Origin of the sequence: Nocardia thailandica NBRC 100428 (genome assembly GCF_000308795.1) — a bacterium.
GTDB lineage: Bacteria > Actinomycetota > Actinomycetes > Mycobacteriales > Mycobacteriaceae > Nocardia > Nocardia thailandica.
In genome coordinates this window covers 76378-96719 of sequence record NZ_BAGK01000217.1, presented here as the reverse complement: position 1 = coordinate 96719, position 20342 = coordinate 76378, and the positions used below count along the sequence as shown (strand labels likewise).

The window sequence follows — 20342 nt, the reverse complement described above, 5'->3', positions numbered from 1 at the left end:
TCGCGGACCACCACGCGACGCGCGTGAGGTGCTGGAAGGACGCATCTTGGCAGTCTCCACCCAGACCAAGGCTGGAATCCCCGGAGCCCCCAAGCGGGTTTCGTTCGCGAAGATCCGTGAGCCCTTGGAGGTGCCCGGACTTCTCGACCTACAAACGGAATCGTTCGCCTGGTTGATCGGCTCGCCGGATTGGCGCGAGCGCGCCGCCGCGCGCGGCGATGTCGGCCTGGCCGGCGGTCTGGAGGAGGTGCTCGAGGAGCTCTCGCCGATCGAGGACTTCTCCGGGTCGATGTCCCTGTCCTTCTCGGACCCGCGCTTCGAAGAGGTCAAGGCCTCCATCGAGGAGTGCAAAGAAAAGGACATGACCTACGCGGCGCCGCTGTTCGTCACCGCGGAGTTCATCAACAACAACACCGGTGAGATCAAGTCTCAGACGGTCTTCATGGGCGACTTCCCGATGATGACCGACAAGGGCACGTTCATCATCAACGGCACCGAGCGCGTCGTCGTCTCGCAGCTCGTGCGTTCCCCCGGCGTGTACTTCGATCACTCGATCGACAAGGGCACCGAGAAGGACCTGCACAGCGTGCGCGTCATCCCGTCGCGCGGCGCGTGGCTGGAGTTCGACGTCGACAAGCGCGACACCGTCGGCGTCCGCATCGACCGCAAGCGCCGTCAGCCGGTCACCGTGCTGCTCAAGGCGCTGGGCTGGACCAACGAGGAGATCGTCGAGCGTTTCGGCTTCTCCGAGATCATGATGTCCACCCTGGAGAAGGACAGCACGCCCGGCCAGGACGAGGCGCTGCTCGACATCTACCGCAAGCTGCGTCCGGGCGAGCCGCCGACCAAGGAGTCCGCGCAGACCCTGCTGGAGAACCTGTTCTTCAAGGAGAAGCGCTACGACCTGGCCCGCGTCGGTCGCTACAAGATCAACAAGAAGCTGGGCATCCACCTGGGTGAGCCGGTCACCAGCTCGGTGCTGACGAAGGAAGACATCGTCACCACCATCGAGTACCTGGTGCGCCTGCACGCGGGCGACAAGGTCATGACCGCCCCGGGCGGCGAAGAGGTGCCGGTCGAGGTCGACGACATCGACCACTTCGGCAACCGTCGCCTGCGCACCGTCGGCGAGCTGATCCAGAACCAGATCCGCGTCGGCCTGTCGCGCATGGAGCGCGTGGTCCGCGAGCGGATGACAACCCAGGACGTCGAGGCGATCACGCCGCAGACCCTGATCAACATCCGCCCGGTCGTCGCCGCGATCAAGGAGTTCTTCGGAACCTCCCAGCTGTCGCAGTTCATGGACCAGAACAACCCGCTGTCGGGCCTGACCCACAAGCGCCGCCTGTCGGCGCTCGGCCCGGGTGGTCTGTCCCGTGAGCGCGCCGGCCTGGAAGTCCGTGACGTCCACCCGTCGCACTACGGCCGCATGTGCCCGATCGAGACCCCGGAAGGCCCGAACATCGGCCTGATCGGCTCGCTGTCGGTGTACGCGCGGGTCAACCCGTTCGGCTTCATCGAGACCCCGTACCGCAAGGTCGTCGACGGCAAGGTCACCGACGAGGTGCGCTACCTGACCGCCGACGAGGAGGACCGCCACGTCCGCGCGCAGGCCAACTCGCCGGTCGACGCCGAGGGCCGCTTCATCGAGGACCGCGTCCTCGTGCGCCGCGCCGGCGAAGAGGTCGAGTTCGTCAACCCCTCGCAGGTCGACTACATGGACATCTCGCCGCGCCAGATGGTGTCGGTCGCGACGGCCATGATCCCGTTCCTCGAGCACGACGACGCCAACCGTGCCCTCATGGGCGCGAACATGCAGCGTCAGGCCGTGCCGCTGATCCGTTCCGAGGCCCCGATCGTGGGCACCGGCATGGAGCTGCGCGCCGCGGTCGACGCCGGCGACGTCGTGGTGAACGAGAAGGCGGGTGTGGTCGAGGAGGTCTCCGCCGACTACGTCACCGTCATGGCCGACGACGGCAGCCGCAAGTCCTACCGGATGCGCAAGTTCAACCGCTCCAACCAGGGCACCTGCTCCAACCAGCGTCCGATCGTGGACGAGGGCCAGCGGGTCGAGTCCGGCCAGGTCCTGGCCGACGGTCCCTGCACCGAGAACGGCGAGATGGCGCTGGGCAAGAACCTCCTCGTCGCCGTCATGCCGTGGGAGGGCCACAACTACGAGGACGCGATCATCCTGTCGCAGCGCCTCGTGGAGCAGGACGTGCTCACCTCGATCCACATCGAGGAGCACGAGATCGACGCGCGCGACACCAAGCTGGGGGCCGAGGAGATCACCCGGGACATCCCGAACGTCTCCGACGAGGTCCTGGCCGACCTGGACGAGCGCGGCATCATCCGCATCGGTGCCGAGGTCCGCGACGGCGACATCCTGGTCGGCAAGGTCACCCCGAAGGGCGAGACGGAGCTGACCCCCGAGGAGCGCCTGCTCCGCGCGATCTTCGGTGAGAAGGCGCGCGAGGTCCGCGACACCTCGCTGAAGGTGCCCCACGGCGAGTCCGGCAAGGTCATCGGCATCCGCGTGTTCTCGCGCGAGGACGACGACGATCTGCCCCCCGGCGTGAACGAGCTGGTCCGCGTGTACGTGGCCCAGAAGCGCAAGATCCAGGACGGCGACAAGCTCGCCGGCCGCCACGGCAACAAGGGCGTCATCGGCAAGATCCTCCCCACCGAGGACATGCCCTTCATGCCCGACGGCACCCCGGTCGACATCATCCTGAACACCCACGGTGTTCCGCGTCGTATGAACATCGGCCAGATCCTGGAGACCCACCTCGGCTGGATCGGCAAGGCGGGCTGGCAGGTCGACGTCGCGGGCGACGGCACCCGTCCGGACTGGGCCAAGGCCCTGCCGGAGGAGATGCTGGGCGCGCCCGCGGACTCCAACATCGCGACGCCGGTCTTCGACGGCGCCCGCGACGAGGAGCTGACCGGCCTGCTCGGCTCGACCCTGCCCAACCGTGACGGCGAGCGCATGGTCGACGAGAACGGCAAGGCGACCCTGTTCGACGGCCGCTCCGGCGAGCCGTTCCCGTACCCGGTCGCGGTCGGTTACATGTACATCCTGAAGCTGCACCACCTGGTCGACGACAAGATCCACGCCCGTTCGACCGGTCCGTACTCGATGATCACGCAGCAGCCGCTGGGTGGTAAGGCGCAGTTCGGTGGTCAGCGTTTCGGTGAGATGGAGTGCTGGGCCATGCAGGCCTACGGTGCGGCGTACACGCTGCAGGAACTCCTGACCATCAAGTCCGACGACGTGGTGGGCCGTGTGAAGGTCTACGAGGCGATCGTCAAGGGCGAGAACATTCCGGAGCCGGGCATTCCGGAGTCGTTCAAGGTGCTCCTCAAGGAACTCCAGTCGCTGTGCCTCAACGTGGAGGTGCTGTCGTCCGACGGCGCCGCCATCGAGATGCGAGACGGTGACGACGAGGACCTGGAGCGCGCCGCGGCGAACCTGGGCATCAACCTGTCCAGGAACGAAGCGGCCACCGTCGACGATTTGGCGAACTAGGTACTCCGCCGGCCGGGCGCGGCGACGCGCCCGGCCGAGAGTGCTCGACAACTAGTGAACTTTTGCTCGAATTCGACCCGAACAGGGGAAAGGAAGTTACGTGCTAGACGTCAACTTCTTCGATGAACTCCGGATCGGCCTGGCCACCGCCGAGGACATTCGCCAGTGGAGCTATGGCGAGGTCAAGAAGCCGGAGACCATCAACTACCGCACGCTGAAGCCGGAAAAGGACGGCCTCTTCTGCGAGAAGATCTTCGGTCCCACCCGGGACTGGGAGTGCTACTGCGGTAAGTACAAGCGCGTCCGCTTCAAGGGCATCATCTGTGAGCGCTGTGGCGTCGAGGTGACCCGCGCCAAGGTGCGTCGTGAGCGGATGGGCCACATCGAGCTGGCCGCGCCGGTCACCCACATCTGGTACTTCAAGGGTGTCCCGTCGCGCCTCGGCTACCTGCTCGACCTGGCGCCGAAGGATCTCGAGAAGATCATCTACTTCGCCGCCTACGTCATCGTCGGTGTCGACGAGGAGCTGCGCCACAACGAGCTCAGCACCCTCGAGGCCGAGATGGAGGTCGAGAAGAAGGCCGTCGCCGATCAGCGCGACGCCGACCTCGAGGCCCGCGCGCAGAAGCTGGAAGCCGACCTGGCCGAGCTGGAGGCCGAGGGCGCCAAGTCCGACGTCCGCCGCAAGGTCAAGGACGGCGGTGAGCGCGAGATGCGTCAGCTGCGCGACCGCGCCCAGCGCGAGCTGGACCGCCTCGACGAGATCTGGACGACCTTCACCAAGCTGTCGGTCAAGCAGCTCATCGTCGACGAGGTCCTCTACCGCGAGCTGGTCGACCGCTACGGCGAGTACTTCACCGGCGCCATGGGTGCGGAGTCCATCCAGAAGCTGATGGAGAACTTCGACATCGAGGCCGAGGCCGAGAACCTGCGCGAGACCATCCGCACGGGCAAGGGCCAGAAGAAGCTGCGCGCGCTCAAGCGCCTCAAGGTCGTCGCGGCCTTCCAGACCAACGGCAACTCGCCGATGGGCATGGTGCTCGACGCCGTTCCGGTGATCCCGCCGGAGCTGCGCCCGATGGTTCAGCTCGACGGTGGCCGCTTCGCCACCTCCGACCTGAACGACCTGTACCGCCGCGTCATCAACCGCAACAACCGCCTCAAGCGACTGATCGATCTGGGCGCGCCCGAGATCATCGTCAACAACGAGAAGCGGATGCTGCAGGAGTCGGTCGACGCGCTGTTCGACAACGGCCGTCGTGGTCGCCCGGTCACCGGTCCGGGTAACCGCCCGCTGAAGTCCCTGAGCGACCTGCTCAAGGGCAAGCAGGGTCGTTTCCGCCAGAACCTGCTCGGCAAGCGTGTCGACTACTCGGGCCGTTCGGTCATCGTGGTCGGCCCGCAGCTGAAGCTGCACCAGTGCGGTCTGCCGAAGCTGATGGCGCTCGAGCTGTTCAAGCCGTTCGTCATGAAGCGTCTGGTCGACCTGAACCACGCGCAGAACATCAAGTCCGCCAAGCGGATGGTCGAGCGTCAGCGTCCCCAGGTGTGGGATGTCCTCGAAGAGGTCATCGCCGAGCACCCGGTGCTGCTGAACCGCGCGCCCACCCTGCACCGCCTCGGTATCCAGGCCTTCGAGCCGCAGCTGGTCGAGGGCAAGGCCATCCAGCTGCACCCGCTGGTGTGTGAGGCGTTCAACGCCGACTTCGACGGTGACCAGATGGCGGTGCACCTGCCGCTCTCGGCCGAGGCGCAGGCCGAGGCCCGCATCCTGATGCTGTCGTCGAACAACATCCTGTCCCCGGCGTCGGGTCGCCCGCTGGCGATGCCGCGTCTGGACATGGTGACCGGCCTGTTCTACCTGACCCGCCTGGACGAGAAGGGCGTCGGCACCTACCGTGCCGCCACCAAGGACACCCCCGAGCAGGGCGTCTACTCCTCGCCCGCCGAGGCGCAGATGGCCGTCGACCGCGGTGAGCTCACCGTGCGTTCGCTGATCAAGGTCCGCCTGACCGACCAGCGTCCGCCGCGCGAGATCGAGGCGGAGCTGTTCCCCGAGGGCTGGCAGCGCGGTGACGCGTGGATCGCCGAGACCACGCTGGGTCGCGTGCTGTTCAACGACCTGCTGCCCGCGGACTACGCGTTCATCAACGAGCCGATGCCGAAGAAGCGGCAGGCCACGATCATCAACGATCTGGCCGAGCGCTACCCGATGATCGTCGTGGCGCAGACCGTCGACAAGCTCAAGGACGCCGGCTTCTACTGGGCCACGCGTTCGGGTGTCACCGTCTCCATGTCGGACGTGCTCGTTCCGCCGGAGAAGGCGGAGATCATGGAGCGCTACGAGGCGCAGTCCGATCAGATCGAGAAGAAGTACCAGCGTGGTGCGCTCGATCACCAGGAGCGCAACAACGCCCTGGTCAAGATCTGGCAGGAAGCGACCGAAGAGGTCGGTAAGGCGCTGCGCGCGCACTACCCGGCCGACAACCCGATCATCACGATCGTCGACTCGGGCGCGACCGGTAACTTCACCCAGACCCGTACCCTCGCGGGTATGAAGGGCCTGGTGACGAACCCGAAGGGTGAGTTCATCCCGCGCCCGATCAAGTCCTCGTTCCGTGAGGGCCTGACCGTGCTCGAGTACTTCATCAACACCCACGGTGCTCGTAAGGGTCTGGCCGACACCGCGCTGCGTACCGCCGACTCGGGTTACCTGACCCGTCGTCTGGTCGACGTCTCGCAGGACGTCATCGTGCGCGAGCACGACTGTGGCACCGAGCGCGGCATCGTCGTGCCGATCGCCGAGAAGCAGGCCGACGGCACGATCATCCGCGACGCCCACGTCGAGACCTCGACCTACGCCCGCACGCTGGCGCAGGACGCGCTCGACGCGAGCGGCAACGTGGTCGTGGCCAAGGGTGCCGACCTGGGCGACCCCGCCCTGGAGGCCCTGCTCGAGGCGGGTATCACCGAGGTGAAGGTCCGCTCCGTGCTGACCTGCACCACCGGCACCGGCGTCTGCGCCACCTGCTACGGCCGCTCGATGGCCACCGGCAAGCTGGTCGACATCGGCGAGGCCGTCGGCATCGTCGCCGCCCAGTCCATCGGTGAGCCGGGTACCCAGCTGACCATGCGTACCTTCCACCAGGGTGGTGTCGCGGGTGACGACATCACCGGTGGTCTGCCGCGTGTCCAGGAGCTCTTCGAGGCCCGTGTCCCCAAGGGCAAGGCGCCGATCGCGGAGGTCTCGGGCCGGGTGCGCCTCGAGGACGACGACCGCTTCTACAAGATCACGATCATCCCTGATGACGGGTCGGATGAAGTCGTCTACGACAAGCTCTCGAAGCGTCAGCGTCTGCGGGTGTTCAAGCACGACGACGGCACCGAGCGCCTGCTGGCCGACGGTGACCACGTCGAGGTGGGTCAGCAGCTGCTCGAGGGCGCTGCCGATCCGCACGAGGTGCTGCGCGTGATGGGTCCGCGTCAGGTGCAGGTCCACCTGGTCCACGAGGTCCAGGAGGTGTACCGGTCGCAGGGTGTGTCCATCCACGACAAGCACATCGAGGTCATCGTGCGCCAGATGCTGCGTCGCGTGACGATCATCGATTCGGGTGCGACCGAGTTCCTGCCCGGTTCGCTCACCGAGCGCGCCGAGTTCGAGGCCTCGAACCGTCGCGTGGTCGCCGAGGGCGGCGAGCCCGCCTCCGGCCGTCCGGTGCTGATGGGTATCACCAAGGCGTCGCTGGCCACCGATTCGTGGCTGTCGGCGGCCTCCTTCCAGGAGACCACCCGAGTGCTGACGGACGCGGCCATCAACTGCCGCTCCGACAAGCTGATCGGCCTGAAGGAGAACGTGATCATCGGTAAGCTCATCCCGGCCGGTACCGGTATCAACCGCTACCGGAACATCCAGGTGCAGCCGACCGAGGAAGCCCGCGCCGCCGCGTACGCGGTGCCGTCCTACGACGACACCTACTACTCGCCGGACAGCTTCGGCTCCACCACCGGTGCCGCGGTCCCGCTGGACGACTACGGTTTCAGCGACTACCGCTAGTAGGTGACGGCCTGATCACCTGACAGGCAAGAGATTTCGGCCCCCGCTCTCCGGAGCGGGGGCCGTTTTCGTAAGCATGGGTCCTGAGCAGGCGCGGTCGATCACCGGACTCGCGGACAGGTCTTGCCGACGAAGTGGCACTTCTCCTCGAAACCGGCAGGCAGCCATTGCCCGGTGACCAGCTGAGGGTGATCCGGAAAGCGGTTGTGTGCGGCAACGGCGAAGACTGTCGGTGCCCAAGGTGTATTGAGCTGCACCTGGTGGTCGGCGCCGGTGTGATCGGTGAAGCGGCACGACGTGAGGTCGGGTCGATCGAGCGTGATGCGGTCGAGGCTGGCGAAATTGATGTAGAAGCGCTGCATCCGGTTCGTCAGGTGGACCCTGCGGTCTGTCACGGTGACCGTTCCGCTCGGCTCTGCCAGCCACCGTGGCGCCGACGCCCGCGCGTTCGCCGCTGCCGCTGCCGCGGCGGCGTGAGCGGCACCCGCTGCGGCCAGGCTCGCCGCCCGGATCATCGCCCGCTGAGCGCGCAACTGTTCCTGATAGACGATACTGTCGTTGATCGCCGCGGCCTTGGCTCTCGCGCGGCGCGAGTTTTTCCGTGGTGTGACGAATTCGCGTACCGGCGGCGGCGTCGGTGGGGCCGCCATCGGCGGAACCGGATTCGGGGGGACGAATGGAACCACTGCCGGAGATCGCCAGAACGACCAGGTCGCGTGCCCTTCACCCAGGCATTTCTCGCCGTGGTCGGTATGGAGGATCGTTCTCAGTGGCGTGAGTGCATCGGGGCCCTGTGATCTGAGGATGCTGAGCACTCCGCAGGTGTGCAGAAGGATGTCGTCCACCCATGTCCAGCCGACGCGAGCGGCCAATTCTCGATTGATGTCTGCAAGGGGATCGAACATCGCCCACCGCCCTGTGACCTGCGAAAACCGGTGACGAATACGCTAACCTACCGGCGCGGTGTCCGGATAGAGGCGAGCTGATTTGTTGTCATTCCGCGCCGTGCGCTCCGGTCGGTTGCACGTGTGTAGAGATCTCCGCGCACGTGAGCGGCTGCTCGGCTCCTCCTCGGTTCGGTACCCGGGCCGACAGTCCGTCCAGGAGCGCTGCGAGGCCGAAGGTGAAGCCGGTGTCGGGGTGTCGGGTGAATCCGGCGCTCGCCGTAGCCCTCTCGATGCGCGCGCGGAGGCGGGGGTGGGTTCGGGCTATGGCGGTGGCTTCGGTGAGGGCGGCGGTGAGTCGGGTTTCGGGGGCGGGGGTTCCGGTGCGGGAGAGGCGGCGTTTGAGGGCGATGGTGGCCGAGGCGCCCGCGGCGGTGCCGAGGACGAAGGTGAAGACGGTGGCGGCGGCCTTGTCGGCGGTGTCCTCGTCGAAGCCGGCGTGCTCGTAGACGGCGAGGACGCAGTCGTCGTGGCGGGCCTTGTTGGGGCCGTAGAGCAGGTAGCCGGCCTGGGCCTGGAGGAGCCAGGGGTGGCGGGCGATCATCGTGTACATGCCGGTGGCCAGCGTCTCGGCGGCATCGCGCCAGTTCCCGGATTCGGGGTCGGGCAGGGGGATTTCGCCCCAGACCCGGTCGCAGGCGAGGCGGATCAGGGTGTCCTTGTTGCCGACGTGCCAGTACATCGCGGTCGCGGCGGCGTCGAGCCGTTTGCCGAGTTCGCGCATGTTGAGCCCGTCCAGGCCCTCCTCGTCGAGGAGCGCGACGGCGGTCCGGACGATGTGTTCGCGGGTGAGGGTGTCGCGCGGCATGCGCTCACGATAGGAGTGCCGGGTCGGCTTGCACAAAGTTCAAACGCGCCTGCACTTTGTTCAAGTGATTCTGTGTGCCGGTTTCCCGCTCTCGGCCGAGGATCCGGGCCGGATCCGCGTACAGTGCGGCTGTGAGATCTCAGGTGGTCCTCGCGGTCCTCGGGACGATCGGTGTCTGCGCGGTGGGGTTCGGCGGCTATCGGGTGGCGGTCGGATTCCTGTCGGAGCAGGTGGTCGTCGGCTGTGACGACGGCAGCCCGACCGGATACTGCGTGTACCACCGGCACACGCCCGGCCTGCTGAGCGACTCCGAGCAGCTTCTGATCGGCCCGTCGCCGAATCGCGGCCTGGTCTACGAGATTCCGTACCGGGCGGATCAGGTGGCGGCCGCCTGGGACGCCACCACCGATGTCCTGACCGTCACGATGCCGGGGACGACCCTGACCGTCACGCCCCAGGAGTACGTCGACAGCCGGTGATCACCGCACCCGCGGGCACGTCTTCCCGGCGAGGTGGCACTTCTCCTCGAATCCGGCGGGCAGCCACCGTCCCGATTCCAGCAGTGGATGCGCGGGGAACTGGAGGAACGCCGCGACCACGAAAACCAGGACCGCCCAGGGGGTCTGGGCCTGGAGCTGCCGCCGCTCGCCCGCGTCGTCGGGGAAGCTGAGGGTCACCCGGTCGGGCGCGGTCAGATCGATCGTCTCCAGCGCGGACCAGGGGAGGGAGAAGGAACGGTCGGGGTTGGTGAAGTGCAGCCGCTGGTCGGTGATCGTCGCGGTGCCGGGGCGTTCGCGGACCCACTGGCCGCCGACGGGACCGCGGCGCCGGTGCGCGGACCCGCCGCCGAGTGTGACGGTGACCGTGTTCCCGGACGAGCTACCGATGGTGATGCCGCCGGGGCGCCGGGACGGGCGCGGCGGCTCGGGCGCGCGCCAGACCGCCCAGTGGACCGGCCCCTCGGCCAGGCACTTCTCCCCGGCCGCGAGCCGGATCCGGGTGGGCTTGCCGGGCAGGTCGACCGGGCCGGGGCCGGTCAGCCGCTGGGCGACCCCGCAGGTGTAGAGCAGATAGTCGTCGAACCACGACCAGCCCGCCTGATGCGCCAGCGCCCGATCGATCTCGGCCAGCGGATCGAACATCGCCCACCACCTCGGGTCATCCCGGTCATCCGTTGTCACACTCCGGATTCCACGGTAGCCGAGCGCGCCGCGATCAGGGCTGACCTGTGACGTAGTCCAGGGCGGCGTCGATGGCGGGCTGGCCGCCCGCGGCGGCGTACCCGGCGAGCGCGCCGATCGCGGCGCCTGCCACGGTGGCCACGGGCACGGTGATGAAGTCGAGGATGAACAGCCCGAGGGGGAAGCCGAGCACGAACCCGATGGCCGCGCCGATGGCGGCGCCCTCGATGATCTGCGGCTGCAACCGCTGGGTCTCGGCGAAGAACCGCTCCTGGGCGCTGATGTCGCGCAGCGGGCGGTCGGCCTCGCCGACCGGGGTGAGGGTGAGGCGGGTGCCGTCGGCCTCGAGTGCCGGGGTCAGCGCGATGGCGTGCTCGCCCGCACGAATCAGCATGGGCAGCGCCTCGACGACGGTGCCGGCGGCGTCGCGGACGGCGACGACCTTGTTGTCGTGCAGGATCTCGAAGCTGCCGTGAGTGAGCGTGGTGACCACCGAGCGGCGGTCCTCGCTGACCTCGGTGCGGTAGTCGACCGACTCGGCCGAGCCGGTGAGGCCGGGTGCCGCGGTCGCCGGGGCGGACACGGCGGCGGGCTCCGCCTGGGCGAAGGCGCCACCCACGACCGTGCCGCCGAGCGCGAGCACAGCCGTCACCGCAATGGTCGAGATCCTCATCGTGTGTTTCATCCGTTCTGCCGCCCGACATGCCCGATTTCGGCGATCAACATACCGCGAGTCCGTGAGGTTCCGCAGTACCGAGTGGAAATTGTGGAACAACCGGACGTGACGGGGTGATCCGCCGTGATTCGGCCGGTGGTTCCGGGGTGCGGGCGGGCTGTGGCCGCGTCAGGGCCTGCGGGCGAACGCGGGCGCGTGCTCCGGCCGGACGCCGACACCGCCGACATAGGCGGCCAGGCCCGCGAGGGCGGGCACCCGGCCGACGGCCCGCAGCGGCGCCGGGACCCGGGTGAGGGTGCCCGCCAGCGCCGGTTCGAGCAGGGTCGCGTGTTCGCCGAGCTGCGAGCGCTGGGTGACGGCGGTGGGGAAGTGTCGTCGCCGCCCCACGCGCGCCAGCACCCGGTCGGGGACCGGTCCCCGGCGCAGTGGCTCGGCCAGGATCCGGGCCGCGGCGACCGCGTCCTGGATGGCCAGGTTCACTCCGACGCCGCCGACCGGGGACATGGTGTGCGCGGCGTCCCCGAGGCAGAGCAGGCCCGGGGTGTGCCAGCGGTCGAGCCTGCCCATGGTCACCTCGAGCAGTTTCACGTCGTCCCAGGAGGCGATGGCGTCCAGCGCCGCGGCGTCCCAGCCGAACAGGGCGTGCAACTGCCCGCGCAGCCGGTCGAGGCCGGCGGCCCGGAACCGCGCGTCGGCGCCCTTGGGGATCAGGTAGGAGGTCTGGAGGTAGTCGCCGCGGTCCATCGTGACGGCGACCGCCCCGGCCTCGAACCGGCCGAACACCTCGCCGCCGCCCGCCCGGTCGGGCGGGGCGGGCACGCGCACCCACCACACGTCCATCGGGACGTCGAAGGCGCGCTGCCGCAGGCCCGCGCCCGCCCGGATCACCGAATCGCGTCCGTCGCAGGCGATCACGAGGTCGGCGCGCAGGTCGCCGGGGCCGTCCGGGCCCTGGACGCGGACGCCGCGGACCACCCCGTCGGTGACGATCGGCGCGGTCGCGGCGGTGGACATGCGCAGGGTGAAGGTCGGCTCGGCGCGCGCGGCCTCGGCCAGCATGGTCAGGAAGTCCCACTGCGGCACCATGGCGATGCGCTTGTGCCTGCCGGGGATCCGGGTGAAATCGGCCGCCACGATGGTCTGCCCGGCCACGATCATCCGCATGCGGGTGAGGCTGCGCTGTTCGAGCGCGGCGAACCGGTCGCCGAGCCCGAGTTCGTCGAGCAGGCGCAGGGTGGACGGGTGCACGGTGTCCCCGCGGAAGTCGCGCAGGAAGTCGCCGTGCTTCTCCAGCACCGTGACCTCGACGCCCGCGCGGGCCAGCAGGAGCCCCGTCATCATGCCCGCGGGCCCGCCCCCGACGACGACGCATCGCGTGTGTTCCATCCCCGCTCCTCACCCCGAATGTTCTACTACGAAATGTAGTAGAACATTCGCGCGCTGTCGAGGCTTGACGGCGGGGGTGGGCCGTCGCATACTGAACTAGATGGTTCAGTATGACTTCCTCGACGCCTCGTTCGGCGCGCTCGCGGACCCCACAAGGCGGGGCATCCTCGAGCACCTCGGACGTGGACCCGCGAGTATCACCGAACTCGCCGACCGCTTCGAGATGACGCTCACCGGCATGAAGAAGCACGTGGCGCTGCTCGAGCACGCGGGCATGGTGGTCACGGAGAAGCGCGGCCGGGTCCGGTACTGCCGGCTCGGCGAGAACGTCTTCGACCGCGAGGTGGCGTGGATGCAGAACTATCGGCAGATGCTGGAGGCCCGGATGGACCGTCTCGGCGAATTCCTCGAACGAACGGAGCAGCAACCATGAGCGCGACCACGACCAACGACGCCACCATCACCACCGTCGGCGACCGGGAGGTGCACATCGAACGGATCTTCGCGGCGTCCCCGGAACGGGTGTGGGCGGCCTACAGCCGGATCGAGCAGCTGTCGCAGTGGTGGGGCCGCGGCCACGTCCTCGATGTCGAGCGCTGGGAGTTCCGCAAGGGCGGGCACTGGCGCTTCGTCGAGCACGACGGCGACGAGTCCTACGGCTTTGAAGGGCGCTTCCGCGAGATCGTGCCCGGCGAGAAGATCGTGCAGTCCTTCGAATGGGACGGCATGCCCGCCCACATCAGCATCGACACGACCACGCTGGTCGACCTGGGCGACGGCCGGACCAAGGTCGTCACCGACAGCATCTTCCACACCGCCGAGGAGCGCGACAGCATGCTGCAGTCCGGCATGGAGGGCGGCCTCAACGATTCCTACCGCGCCCTCGATGCCCTCCTCGCCTCCTGAGGTTCGCGGGCCCCGCGAGCCGGATGGCGCGGGGCCCACGACGATCCGCCGCTCAGCAGCGGCGCTTGCGCGGCTTCAGGTGCAGCGGTGGCAGCGGGGGAGCGGGGATGCGCTGGTCGGGAGTGTGCCCGGCGATGTCGGGGAACCGGGCGGTGTCGCGGGCCTCCCAGGCCTCGCGGGCGGCGACGATCTCGTCGTGGGTGCGGCCGACGAAGTTCCACCACATGACCAGTTCCTCGCCGAACGGCTCGCCGCCGATCAGCACCAGGTGCGCGCCCTCGGCGCTGGACAGGGCCAGCGAGTCCCGGCCGGTGCCCAGGTAGAGCAGCGGACCCGTCGGCGGCTCGGTGCCCGCCACCGTCGCCGCGCCGTCGATGAGCATGACCGCGTGCTCGAAGGACGGGTCGAGCGGGAGCTCGATGGCGGTGCCCGGCTCGATCCGGATGTCGGCGCCCACGATCGGGGTGTAGGCCGTGGCGGGGGAGCGGACGCCGCCGAGGGTGCCGATCAGCACGATCGCGCGCAGCCCGTCGTCGGTGTAGACCGGCAGGTCGCGGTGCTGCTCGAAATGCGGTGTCACCGAGGCGGATTCGCCCGGCAGCGCGATCCACAGCTGCAGGCCGTGGCCCGCGGGGCGGGAGCGGTCACCGTACTCGGAGTGGGCGATGCCGTGCCCGGAGGTCATCAGGTTGAGCTGACCGGGTTCGATCTCCACGTCCGAGCCGACCGAGTCGCGGTGCCGGATCCGGCCCTCGAACGGCCAGGTGACCGTCTGCAGGCCGATGTGCGGGTGCGGCTCGATGTCGTGGGCCTCGCCCGTGCCCGCGACGGTCGGTGTGCCGAAGTGGTCGAAGAAGCACCACGCGCCGACCGTGGGGATGTCGCGTTGCGGCAGGACGCGTTCCACGAAGACGCCGCGCACCCCGCCCAGCGGGACCTCGCGCGCCGGGAACAGCTCGGTGACCGGTCCCGGCCCCGGCGAGGGTTCACACAGCGCCTCGTCGGGGTGGAGCTCGAGGTCGCTCACCGCTGCACGCCCTTGCCGAGCACGTGCGCGTCGTACTCGGGGTGCTTGTCCAGGTACTTCCGGATGAACGGGCAGTGCGCGAAGATCACCCGTTCGCGGGAGACCACGTCGTCGAGCGCGCCCCGGGCGAGGGTGCTGCCCAGCCCCTTGCCCGCGAACGCGCCGTCGATCTCGGTGTGGACGAAGTCGGTGACGTCGTCGCGCTCCTCGTACTCGGTGAATCCGGCGAGTTCGCCACCGAAGTAGATCTCGTACCGCTTCTTCTCCGGGTTGTGCACGACCTCGGTCTTCGGGGTGGAGTCGGTCACGGCTGTCTGCTCCTTCTTCCGCGGGGGCACCGGATGGTCGCTGAGGATCGACACCCGGTTGAAGGCGCCGATGGTGGTCGCCGCCCACACGACCACCGCGATCTGGTCCTCGCTCAACTGCGCGCGGGCCGAGGCGTATTCCCGGGCGAGGACGTGCTCGTCCGGCAGGGTCGCGGTGGCCTCGGCGAGCCCGAGCACCGCCCGGTCGAGCGCCGAATACGGCCCGCCGCGCCGCCAGCCGGGCAGGACCGCCAGCTCCTGCGCGGTCGCGCCCGCCGCCAGGGCCGCCCGCTCGTGCACGTCGAGGCAGTAGGCGCAGCCGTTGATCTGGGAGACGCGCAGGTTCACCAGTTCGATCAGCCTGCGGTCGATGCCCGCGGCCACCGCCGCCGCCCGCACCTCGCCCGCGACGGCGAGCAGCGCACGGAACGCCTTCGGCGTCTGCTTGTCGATCCACACCCGCGCGTTCTCGGCCCCGGAAGTCACGGACCGAGTCTAGGCGGGGTGACGGGCGGGCGCGGGCCGGTGGCCACGGTGTGCCGGGCGGCCCGGCACACCACGGCGCCTCACTCGCGCGCGGCGGAGGTGAAACTCATGTCGGCGTACCGGTTTCCGGCGACCTGTCCGGCGATCGGTTCGAGGGCGGCCAGCTCCTCGGGGGTCAGCGCGATGGTCGCGGCGGCCACGTTCTCCTCCAGCCGGGTGCGCTTGCGGGTGCCGGGGATCGGGACGACCGGCAGGCCGTGCGCCCGCGCCTGGGCGTGCACCCACGCGAGGGCCACCTGGGCGCGGGAGATCCCGCGGTCGGCGGCGATGGCGGCGAGCGGGGCGAGCAGGGCCGCGTTGTGGGCCGCGTTGTCGCCGGAGAAGCGCGGCATGTGGGCGCGGAAGTCCGCGCTGTCGCCGAGGTCGGCGCCCGAGGCGAACGCGCCGGTCAGGAAGCCGCGGCCCAGCGGGGAGTAGGGCACGAAGGTCACGCCCAGCTCGGCGGCGGCAGGCACGGCGGTGTTCTCCACGTCGCGGGAGAACAGCGACCACTCCGACTGGAGCGCCGCGATCGGGTGCACGGCGTGCGCGGCGCGCAGTTCGTCGCCGGTCACCTCCGAGAGCCCGATGGCGCGCACCTTGCCCGCGGCGACGAGCTCGCCGAGCACCCCCGCGGTCTCCTCGATCGGCACCGCCGGGTCGCGCCGGTGCATGTAGTACAGGTCGATGACGTCGACCCCGAGCCTGCGCAGGCTCGCGTCGACGGCGGCGCGGATGTAGGCGGGGGAGTTGTCGAAGCCGCGGTAGGCCGGGTCGTCGGCCTTGCGCACGATGCCGAACTTGGTGGCGATCACCAGGTTCGCGCGGTTCGCGGCGACGAAGTCGGCCAGGAACTCCTCGTTGTGGCCCGAGCCGTAGATGTCGGCGGTGTCGAACAGCGTGACGCCCAGCTCGAGCGCCCGGTCGAGGGTCGCCCGCGACTCGGTCAGGTCGGTGGCGCCGTAGAACTCGCTCATCCCCATGCAGCCGAGGCCCTGCGTGCCGACCTCGATCCCGGAGGAGCCGAGCACGGTGGTCGGCAGCGTAGCGGTGGTCATGAAAGATCCTTCCCTGCGTCGTGTTCTGCGCACACGGCCGGCCGGACCACGTCGTCGCGTCCTTCGTAGACGCCGATCTTGTAGTCGAGCACGGCCACGGTCTTCTGCAGTTCCGCGATGCGGTCGAGCACGTCGGCACGGGTCTGCCGGAACATCGCCAGGCGCTCGGGGTAGGTCGACTCGCCCGCGCGGACCAGTTCGGCGTAGCGGACCATGTCGGCGACCGGCATGCCGGTCAGGCGCAGCCGCCCGATCAGCTCCAGCCATTCCAGATCCCGGCTGCTGAACCGCCGCTTGCCCGCGTGATCGCGGCCGACGTAGCTCATCAGCCCGATCTTCTCGTACCAGCGCAGCGTGTCCCGGCTCAGTCCCGAGAGCTCGGAGACCTCGCCGATCGAGTACCTCGGCCGCTCCCGCTCGGGAATCCGGATCGCCTTCTCCGCCACGTGTTCGCCTCTCGTCGGAACGGTCTCGACGCTATCCACCTGGAGTGCACTCCAAGCAAGACTTATTCTCGGCGAGATCCGCCCAGGCGGCGCTACGCTGGGAGAATGCCTGGTAAGGACATCGATCGGATCAGGGCGCGCTCGGCACTGGAGACGGTGCGCGAGTCACCGGTCATCGCGGCCATCGCCCTGGCGCCCGTGGTCGTCGCGCTCGGGGTGGTGTGGTGGCTGACCAACTTCTGGGTCGTGCTGGCCCTGGTGGTCGTGCTCGGCGGCGTCGCCGTGGTGAAGGGCCGCCTGCTCACCTGACGCCGCCCGCGTCAGCGGGGCACGTGGAAATGGGTCAGATCCCCCGTGCCCTGGTCGACCTGTGCCCAGGAGCCGGTGAACTCGAGCACGGCCAGCGCGGAGGTCGGGAACTTGCGGCTCAGCGCGACGGACGCGTCGCTGGAGTGGTCGGCCGCCAGATCCCACGCCGTCCACGGCATCCCGGGCGCGTGCCCGACGATCAGCAGGGTCCGCACCGCGTCGTCGGTGAGCCGCACCAGCTCGATCAGGGTGCCGGGGGACGCCTCGTAGATCTCGCCCGCGAACTCCACCGGCGCGTCGACGCCGGTGGCGGCCAGGGTCTCGCGGGTACGGGTGGCCGTCGAGCAGCGGACCGCGTCGACGGGCGGCACGGTGGCCCGGAGCCAGTCGCCGGCCAGCGCCGCCTCCCGCTGCCCGCGCGGGGCCAGCGGGCGCTCGTGATCGTCCACACCCTCGGGATAGGCCGACTTGCCGTGCCGCATCAGGATCAGGGTTCGCACCATGGGACCACGGTAATCCGGCACTCCGGAGAGGCGGCCATCACACTCGAGGCACACTGAAAGCTGCGTCACTGTCCATCACGCATCAGTATCGAGGATCAGCACCTATGGCCTACGTCATCACGCAGCGTTGTTGCAACGACGCCAGCTGCGTTTCCGAGTGTCCGGTCGACTGCATTCGCCCGACTCCCGACCAGCGGGAGTTCGCCACGGCGGAAATGCTGCACATCGACCCCGACACCTGTATCGACTGCGGTGCCTGCGTCGACGCGTGCCCGGTGGACGCCATCTTCCCCGAAGACGAACTGTCCGCCTCGCTCGCGCGCTACCGCGACATCAACGCCGCCTGGTTCCGGCGCCATCCGCTGGAGTCGAACTACGACCCGATCCCGGCGCCCGTCCGCCCGCCCAAGAATCTGGGCACGCTGCGCGTCGCCATCGTCGGCGCGGGCCCGGCCGCCTGCTACGCCGCCGACGAACTGCTGCGCCGCAGCGACGTCGAGGTGGAGATGTTCGACCGGCTGCCCACCCCGTGGGGCCTGGTCCGCGCGGGCGTCGCGCCCGACCACGCGGGCACCAAGGCGGTGGCCGACATGTTCGACTCCGCGTTCCGGCGGGAGACGCTGCAGTACTACCTCAACGTCGAGGTGGGCACCCACATCGATCACGCCGAGCTGCTGGCGCATCACCACGCGGTCATCTACGCGGTGGGCGCCTCGGCGGATCGGCAGCTGAACGTGCCCGGCGAGGACCTGCCGGGCAGCCACTCGGCCACGGAGTTCGTCGCCTGGTACAACGGGCACCCCGATTTCGCCGATCGCGCCTTCGACCTGTCGGGGGAGCGGGCGGTGATCGTCGGCAACGGCAACGTCGCCCTCGACGTGGCCCGCGTGCTCACCGTCGATCCCGACGAACTGGCCAAGACCGACATCGCCGATCACGCCCTGGACGCGCTGCGCCGCAGCAACATCCGCGAGGTCGTCGTCCTCGGCCGTCGTGGCCCGCTGCAGGCCGCCTACTCCAGCCCGGAGTTCCTGGCGCTGACGCACCTGCGCGGGGTCGACGTGATCATCGACCCGGCCGATCTGGAACTCGACCCGGCCAGCCGCGCCCTGCTCGACGACCCCGAGTCCGAGCCGTCGGTGGCGCTGAAATACGAGCTGGCGAAGGAGTATTCGGCGGTCGCGCCGAATCCGGACAACAAGCGCATCGTCTTCCGGTACCTGGCGACGCCGACCGCGCTGCTCGGCGAGGACCATGTCACCCGGATCGAGTTCGCCCACAACGAGCTCGTCGAGGAGGGCGGTCAGCTGGTGGCCCGGCCGACCGGCGAGACCGAAACCCTCGACACCGCACTGGTGTTGCGGTCCATCGGCTACCGCGGCGTGCCCGTCGCGAACCTGCCGTTCGACGAGCAGCGCGCGGTGGTCCCCAACGAGGACGGCCGCGTCGTCGACGGCGGCGAGCCGGTGCCGGGTGTCTACGTCTCGGGCTGGATCAAGCGCGGCCCGCGCGGCGTCATCGGCTCCAACCGACTGGACGCCGAGCAGACGGTCGAGCACCTGATCGCCGACTTCATCGCGGGCAGGCTGGCCGCTCCCACGGCGGGCCGCGCCGAACTGCAGGCCCTGCTGGCCGAGCGCCAGCCGGACCTGGTCGACCGCAAGGGCTGGAAGACCATCGACCAGCAGGAGCGGACGGCGGGCAAGGCCGCAGGCCGACCCCGCGTCAAGTTCACCACCCGGGAAGCGCTCCTGAAGGCCGCCGAGTAGAAATCAGCGAACCGACCCGTCGGGCGTGAACACCAGCCCCGACGGGCCGACCCCGAGGAGGCCCCGCCGCGCACGCGTCGGGGCCCGAAGGGCCGCGACTCGAGCGCGCCAGCGCTCCATATCTCAGCTCAAATACCACACAACCGCACGACGGTGGTCGTGACGCCGCCGACGACGAACCACAGGCGCAGCACCGGCTTGCCGGTGCGGTCGCCGGGCTCGTACCGGCTGCGCACGGTGATGTGCTCGCGGGCGAGCACCGGGGCGGTGTATTCGATGACCGCCCGGTGCGGGCCCGCGACCAGTTTCGGGTAGTCGACGAGGAACTGCTCGACGGCCTGCCAGTAGCAGGTGTTGTCGACGTGGTTGAACTGGTCGATGTCGGTGGCGCGCACCGGGAACGGCAGGTCGGTGTCGGATTCGCGGGGCGCGGGATCGGTGAGGTACGGGCGCCAGCGCAGCCGGTGTTCCTCGGTGGAGCGCGACAGGTAGGCCAGGCCCTCGTCGCTGATGCGGGAGGGCAGGTTGCTGGACTCGCTGAGGTTGATCCAGAAGCCCTCGGTCTCGATCAGCCCGCCGTTTCCGCTGGTGATGCGCACGCGGCTGTTGGTCCACCGGGTCGACAGGCTCGAGCACCAGCGCACCAGGTGCACCTGGTCGGGCCAGGTGACGGGGCGGAGGACGTCGATGACGGTGCGGCGCACGATCCAGGTGGGATCGGTGCGGTGCAGGCCGGAGGCGTGCAGTTCGTCGTAGGCGATGTCCTGCAGGTAGCGGGCGACCGCGTCGAACCGCAACCGCTGGTACGGGTCCACATCACCAGCCCGGACAGGCCACGCCTCGGCGAAGCCCATGCCCTCCTGGGGAAGCGGGGCCAGTGGCTGATCGAGCGACACTTGTACTCCTCGCGCGT

The 20342-nt window shown here is 69.2% G+C and carries 18 protein-coding genes; 7 read left to right on the top strand and 11 right to left on the bottom strand.

What is annotated here, in order from left to right:
- Positions 1–28: 28 nt before the first annotated feature.
- Together rpoB and ON36_RS24915 are read left to right on the top strand one after the other, a co-directional pair.
- On the top strand, positions 29–3529 hold the full coding sequence (gene rpoB, locus ON36_RS24920) for a DNA-directed RNA polymerase subunit beta (protein WP_043658405.1): 3501 nt from the start codon (positions 29–31) through the stop codon (positions 3527–3529).
- Between the two features lie 100 nt (positions 3530–3629).
- Positions 3630–7583 (top strand): DNA-directed RNA polymerase subunit beta', encoded by a 3954-nt coding sequence (locus tag ON36_RS24915; RefSeq protein WP_043658403.1) that lies wholly within the window; start codon positions 3630–3632, stop codon positions 7581–7583.
- A gap of 101 nt (positions 7584–7684) precedes the next feature.
- Here the strand turns inward: ON36_RS24915 and ON36_RS35015 are convergent, their stop codons facing one another.
- On the bottom strand, positions 7685–8488 hold the full coding sequence (locus ON36_RS35015; RefSeq protein WP_157224999.1) for a hypothetical protein: 804 nt from the start codon (positions 8486–8488) through the stop codon (positions 7685–7687).
- An 88-nt stretch (positions 8489–8576) separates the two neighbouring features.
- Positions 8577–9335, bottom strand: a complete 759-nt coding sequence (locus ON36_RS24905; RefSeq protein ID WP_052314325.1) for a TetR/AcrR family transcriptional regulator C-terminal domain-containing protein — start codon at positions 9333–9335, stop codon at positions 8577–8579.
- 131 nt (positions 9336–9466) lie between these two features.
- Here ON36_RS24905 and ON36_RS24900 point away from each other — a divergent pair, with 131 nt between their 5' ends.
- Positions 9467–9814 (top strand): hypothetical protein, encoded by a 348-nt coding sequence (locus tag ON36_RS24900; RefSeq protein ID WP_157224998.1) that lies wholly within the window; start codon positions 9467–9469, stop codon positions 9812–9814.
- On the opposite strand, the gene ON36_RS32955 is transcribed toward ON36_RS24900, so the two are convergent.
- The 3 genes from ON36_RS32955 to ON36_RS24885 form a co-directional block, all read right to left on the bottom strand.
- Entirely contained in the window at positions 9815–10477 is a 663-nt protein-coding gene (locus ON36_RS32955; protein WP_052314324.1) for a hypothetical protein, read from the bottom strand.
- 73 nt (positions 10478–10550) lie between these two features.
- On the bottom strand, positions 10551–11189 hold the full coding sequence (locus ON36_RS24890; protein ID WP_043658457.1) for a DUF8020 domain-containing protein: 639 nt from the start codon (positions 11187–11189) through the stop codon (positions 10551–10553).
- 171 nt (positions 11190–11360) lie between these two features.
- Complete coding sequence (locus tag ON36_RS24885; RefSeq protein ID WP_043658399.1) at positions 11361–12578, bottom strand: FAD-dependent oxidoreductase; 1218 nt, start codon at positions 12576–12578, stop codon at positions 11361–11363.
- A 100-nt stretch (positions 12579–12678) separates the two neighbouring features.
- On the opposite strand from ON36_RS24885, the gene ON36_RS24880 reads away from it, so the two are divergent.
- Together ON36_RS24880 and ON36_RS24875 are read left to right on the top strand one after the other, a co-directional pair.
- The gene (locus ON36_RS24880) at positions 12679–13011 is read left to right on the top strand and encodes an ArsR/SmtB family transcription factor (RefSeq protein WP_043658396.1); all 333 of its coding nucleotides are present in this window, start codon (positions 12679–12681) and stop codon (positions 13009–13011) included.
- A complete protein-coding gene (locus ON36_RS24875; RefSeq protein WP_043658394.1) occupies positions 13008–13484 on the top strand; it encodes an SRPBCC family protein in 477 nt (158 codons plus the stop codon). Before ON36_RS24880 ends, ON36_RS24875 begins: the two co-directional genes overlap by 4 nt.
- Before the next feature lie 52 nt (positions 13485–13536).
- On the opposite strand, the gene ON36_RS24870 is transcribed toward ON36_RS24875, so the two are convergent.
- The 4 genes from ON36_RS24870 to ON36_RS24855 all read right to left on the bottom strand — a co-directional run bounded on the left by ON36_RS24870 (position 13537) and on the right by ON36_RS24855 (position 16848).
- Positions 13537–14511 carry a pirin family protein gene (locus ON36_RS24870; RefSeq protein WP_043658392.1) on the bottom strand — a complete coding sequence of 325 codons (975 nt, stop codon included), beginning with the start codon at positions 14509–14511 and terminating at the stop codon, positions 13537–13539.
- Entirely contained in the window at positions 14508–15305 is a 798-nt protein-coding gene (locus tag ON36_RS24865) for an N-acetyltransferase (RefSeq protein WP_043658391.1), read from the bottom strand. Before ON36_RS24865 ends, ON36_RS24870 begins: the two co-directional genes overlap by 4 nt.
- Positions 15306–15385: 80 nt before the next feature.
- Complete coding sequence (locus ON36_RS24860; RefSeq protein WP_043658390.1) at positions 15386–16402, bottom strand: aldo/keto reductase; 1017 nt, start codon at positions 16400–16402, stop codon at positions 15386–15388.
- Positions 16399–16848 (bottom strand): MerR family transcriptional regulator, encoded by a 450-nt coding sequence (locus ON36_RS24855; RefSeq protein ID WP_043658388.1) that lies wholly within the window; start codon positions 16846–16848, stop codon positions 16399–16401. Before ON36_RS24855 ends, ON36_RS24860 begins: the two co-directional genes overlap by 4 nt.
- A 105-nt stretch (positions 16849–16953) precedes the next feature.
- Between ON36_RS24855 and ON36_RS24850 the strand changes: the two genes are divergently transcribed.
- A complete protein-coding gene (locus ON36_RS24850; protein WP_043658386.1) occupies positions 16954–17157 on the top strand; it encodes a hypothetical protein in 204 nt (67 codons plus the stop codon).
- 11 nt (positions 17158–17168) lie between these two features.
- Here ON36_RS24850 and ON36_RS24845 read toward each other — a convergent pair whose 3' ends face one another.
- On the bottom strand, positions 17169–17660 hold the full coding sequence (locus ON36_RS24845; RefSeq protein WP_043658384.1) for a SixA phosphatase family protein: 492 nt from the start codon (positions 17658–17660) through the stop codon (positions 17169–17171).
- A gap of 104 nt (positions 17661–17764) precedes the next feature.
- On the opposite strand from ON36_RS24845, the gene ON36_RS24840 reads away from it, so the two are divergent.
- Positions 17765–19429, top strand: a complete 1665-nt coding sequence (locus ON36_RS24840) for an FAD-dependent oxidoreductase (protein ID WP_043658382.1) — start codon at positions 17765–17767, stop codon at positions 19427–19429.
- Positions 19430–19557: 128 nt separating this feature from the next.
- On the opposite strand, the gene ON36_RS24835 is transcribed toward ON36_RS24840, so the two are convergent.
- Complete coding sequence (locus ON36_RS24835) at positions 19558–20325, bottom strand: acyl-[acyl-carrier-protein] thioesterase (RefSeq protein ID WP_043658380.1); 768 nt, start codon at positions 20323–20325, stop codon at positions 19558–19560.
- Positions 20326–20342: the final 17 nt, after the last annotated feature.

Coding starts and splice junctions, on each gene's coding strand:
- ON36_RS35015 (WP_157224999.1), bottom strand. CDS start 8,488: ATGTTCGATCCCCTTGCAGACATCAATCGAGAATTGGCCGCTCGCGTC.
- ON36_RS24905 (WP_052314325.1), bottom strand. CDS start 9,335: ATGCCGCGCGACACCCTCACCCGCGAACACATCGTCCGGACCGCCGTC.
- ON36_RS32955 (WP_052314324.1), bottom strand. CDS start 10,477: ATGTTCGATCCGCTGGCCGAGATCGATCGGGCGCTGGCGCATCAGGCG.
- ON36_RS24890 (WP_043658457.1), bottom strand. CDS start 11,189: ATGAGGATCTCGACCATTGCGGTGACGGCTGTGCTCGCGCTCGGCGGC.
- ON36_RS24885 (WP_043658399.1), bottom strand. CDS start 12,578: ATGGAACACACGCGATGCGTCGTCGTCGGGGGCGGGCCCGCGGGCATG.
- ON36_RS24880 (WP_043658396.1), top strand. CDS start 12,679: ATGGTTCAGTATGACTTCCTCGACGCCTCGTTCGGCGCGCTCGCGGAC.
- ON36_RS24875 (WP_043658394.1), top strand. CDS start 13,008: ATGAGCGCGACCACGACCAACGACGCCACCATCACCACCGTCGGCGAC.
- ON36_RS24860 (WP_043658390.1), bottom strand. CDS start 16,402: ATGACCACCGCTACGCTGCCGACCACCGTGCTCGGCTCCTCCGGGATC.
- ON36_RS24850 (WP_043658386.1), top strand. CDS start 16,954: ATGCCTGGTAAGGACATCGATCGGATCAGGGCGCGCTCGGCACTGGAG.
- ON36_RS24845 (WP_043658384.1), bottom strand. CDS start 17,660: ATGGTGCGAACCCTGATCCTGATGCGGCACGGCAAGTCGGCCTATCCC.
- ON36_RS24840 (WP_043658382.1), top strand. CDS start 17,765: ATGGCCTACGTCATCACGCAGCGTTGTTGCAACGACGCCAGCTGCGTT.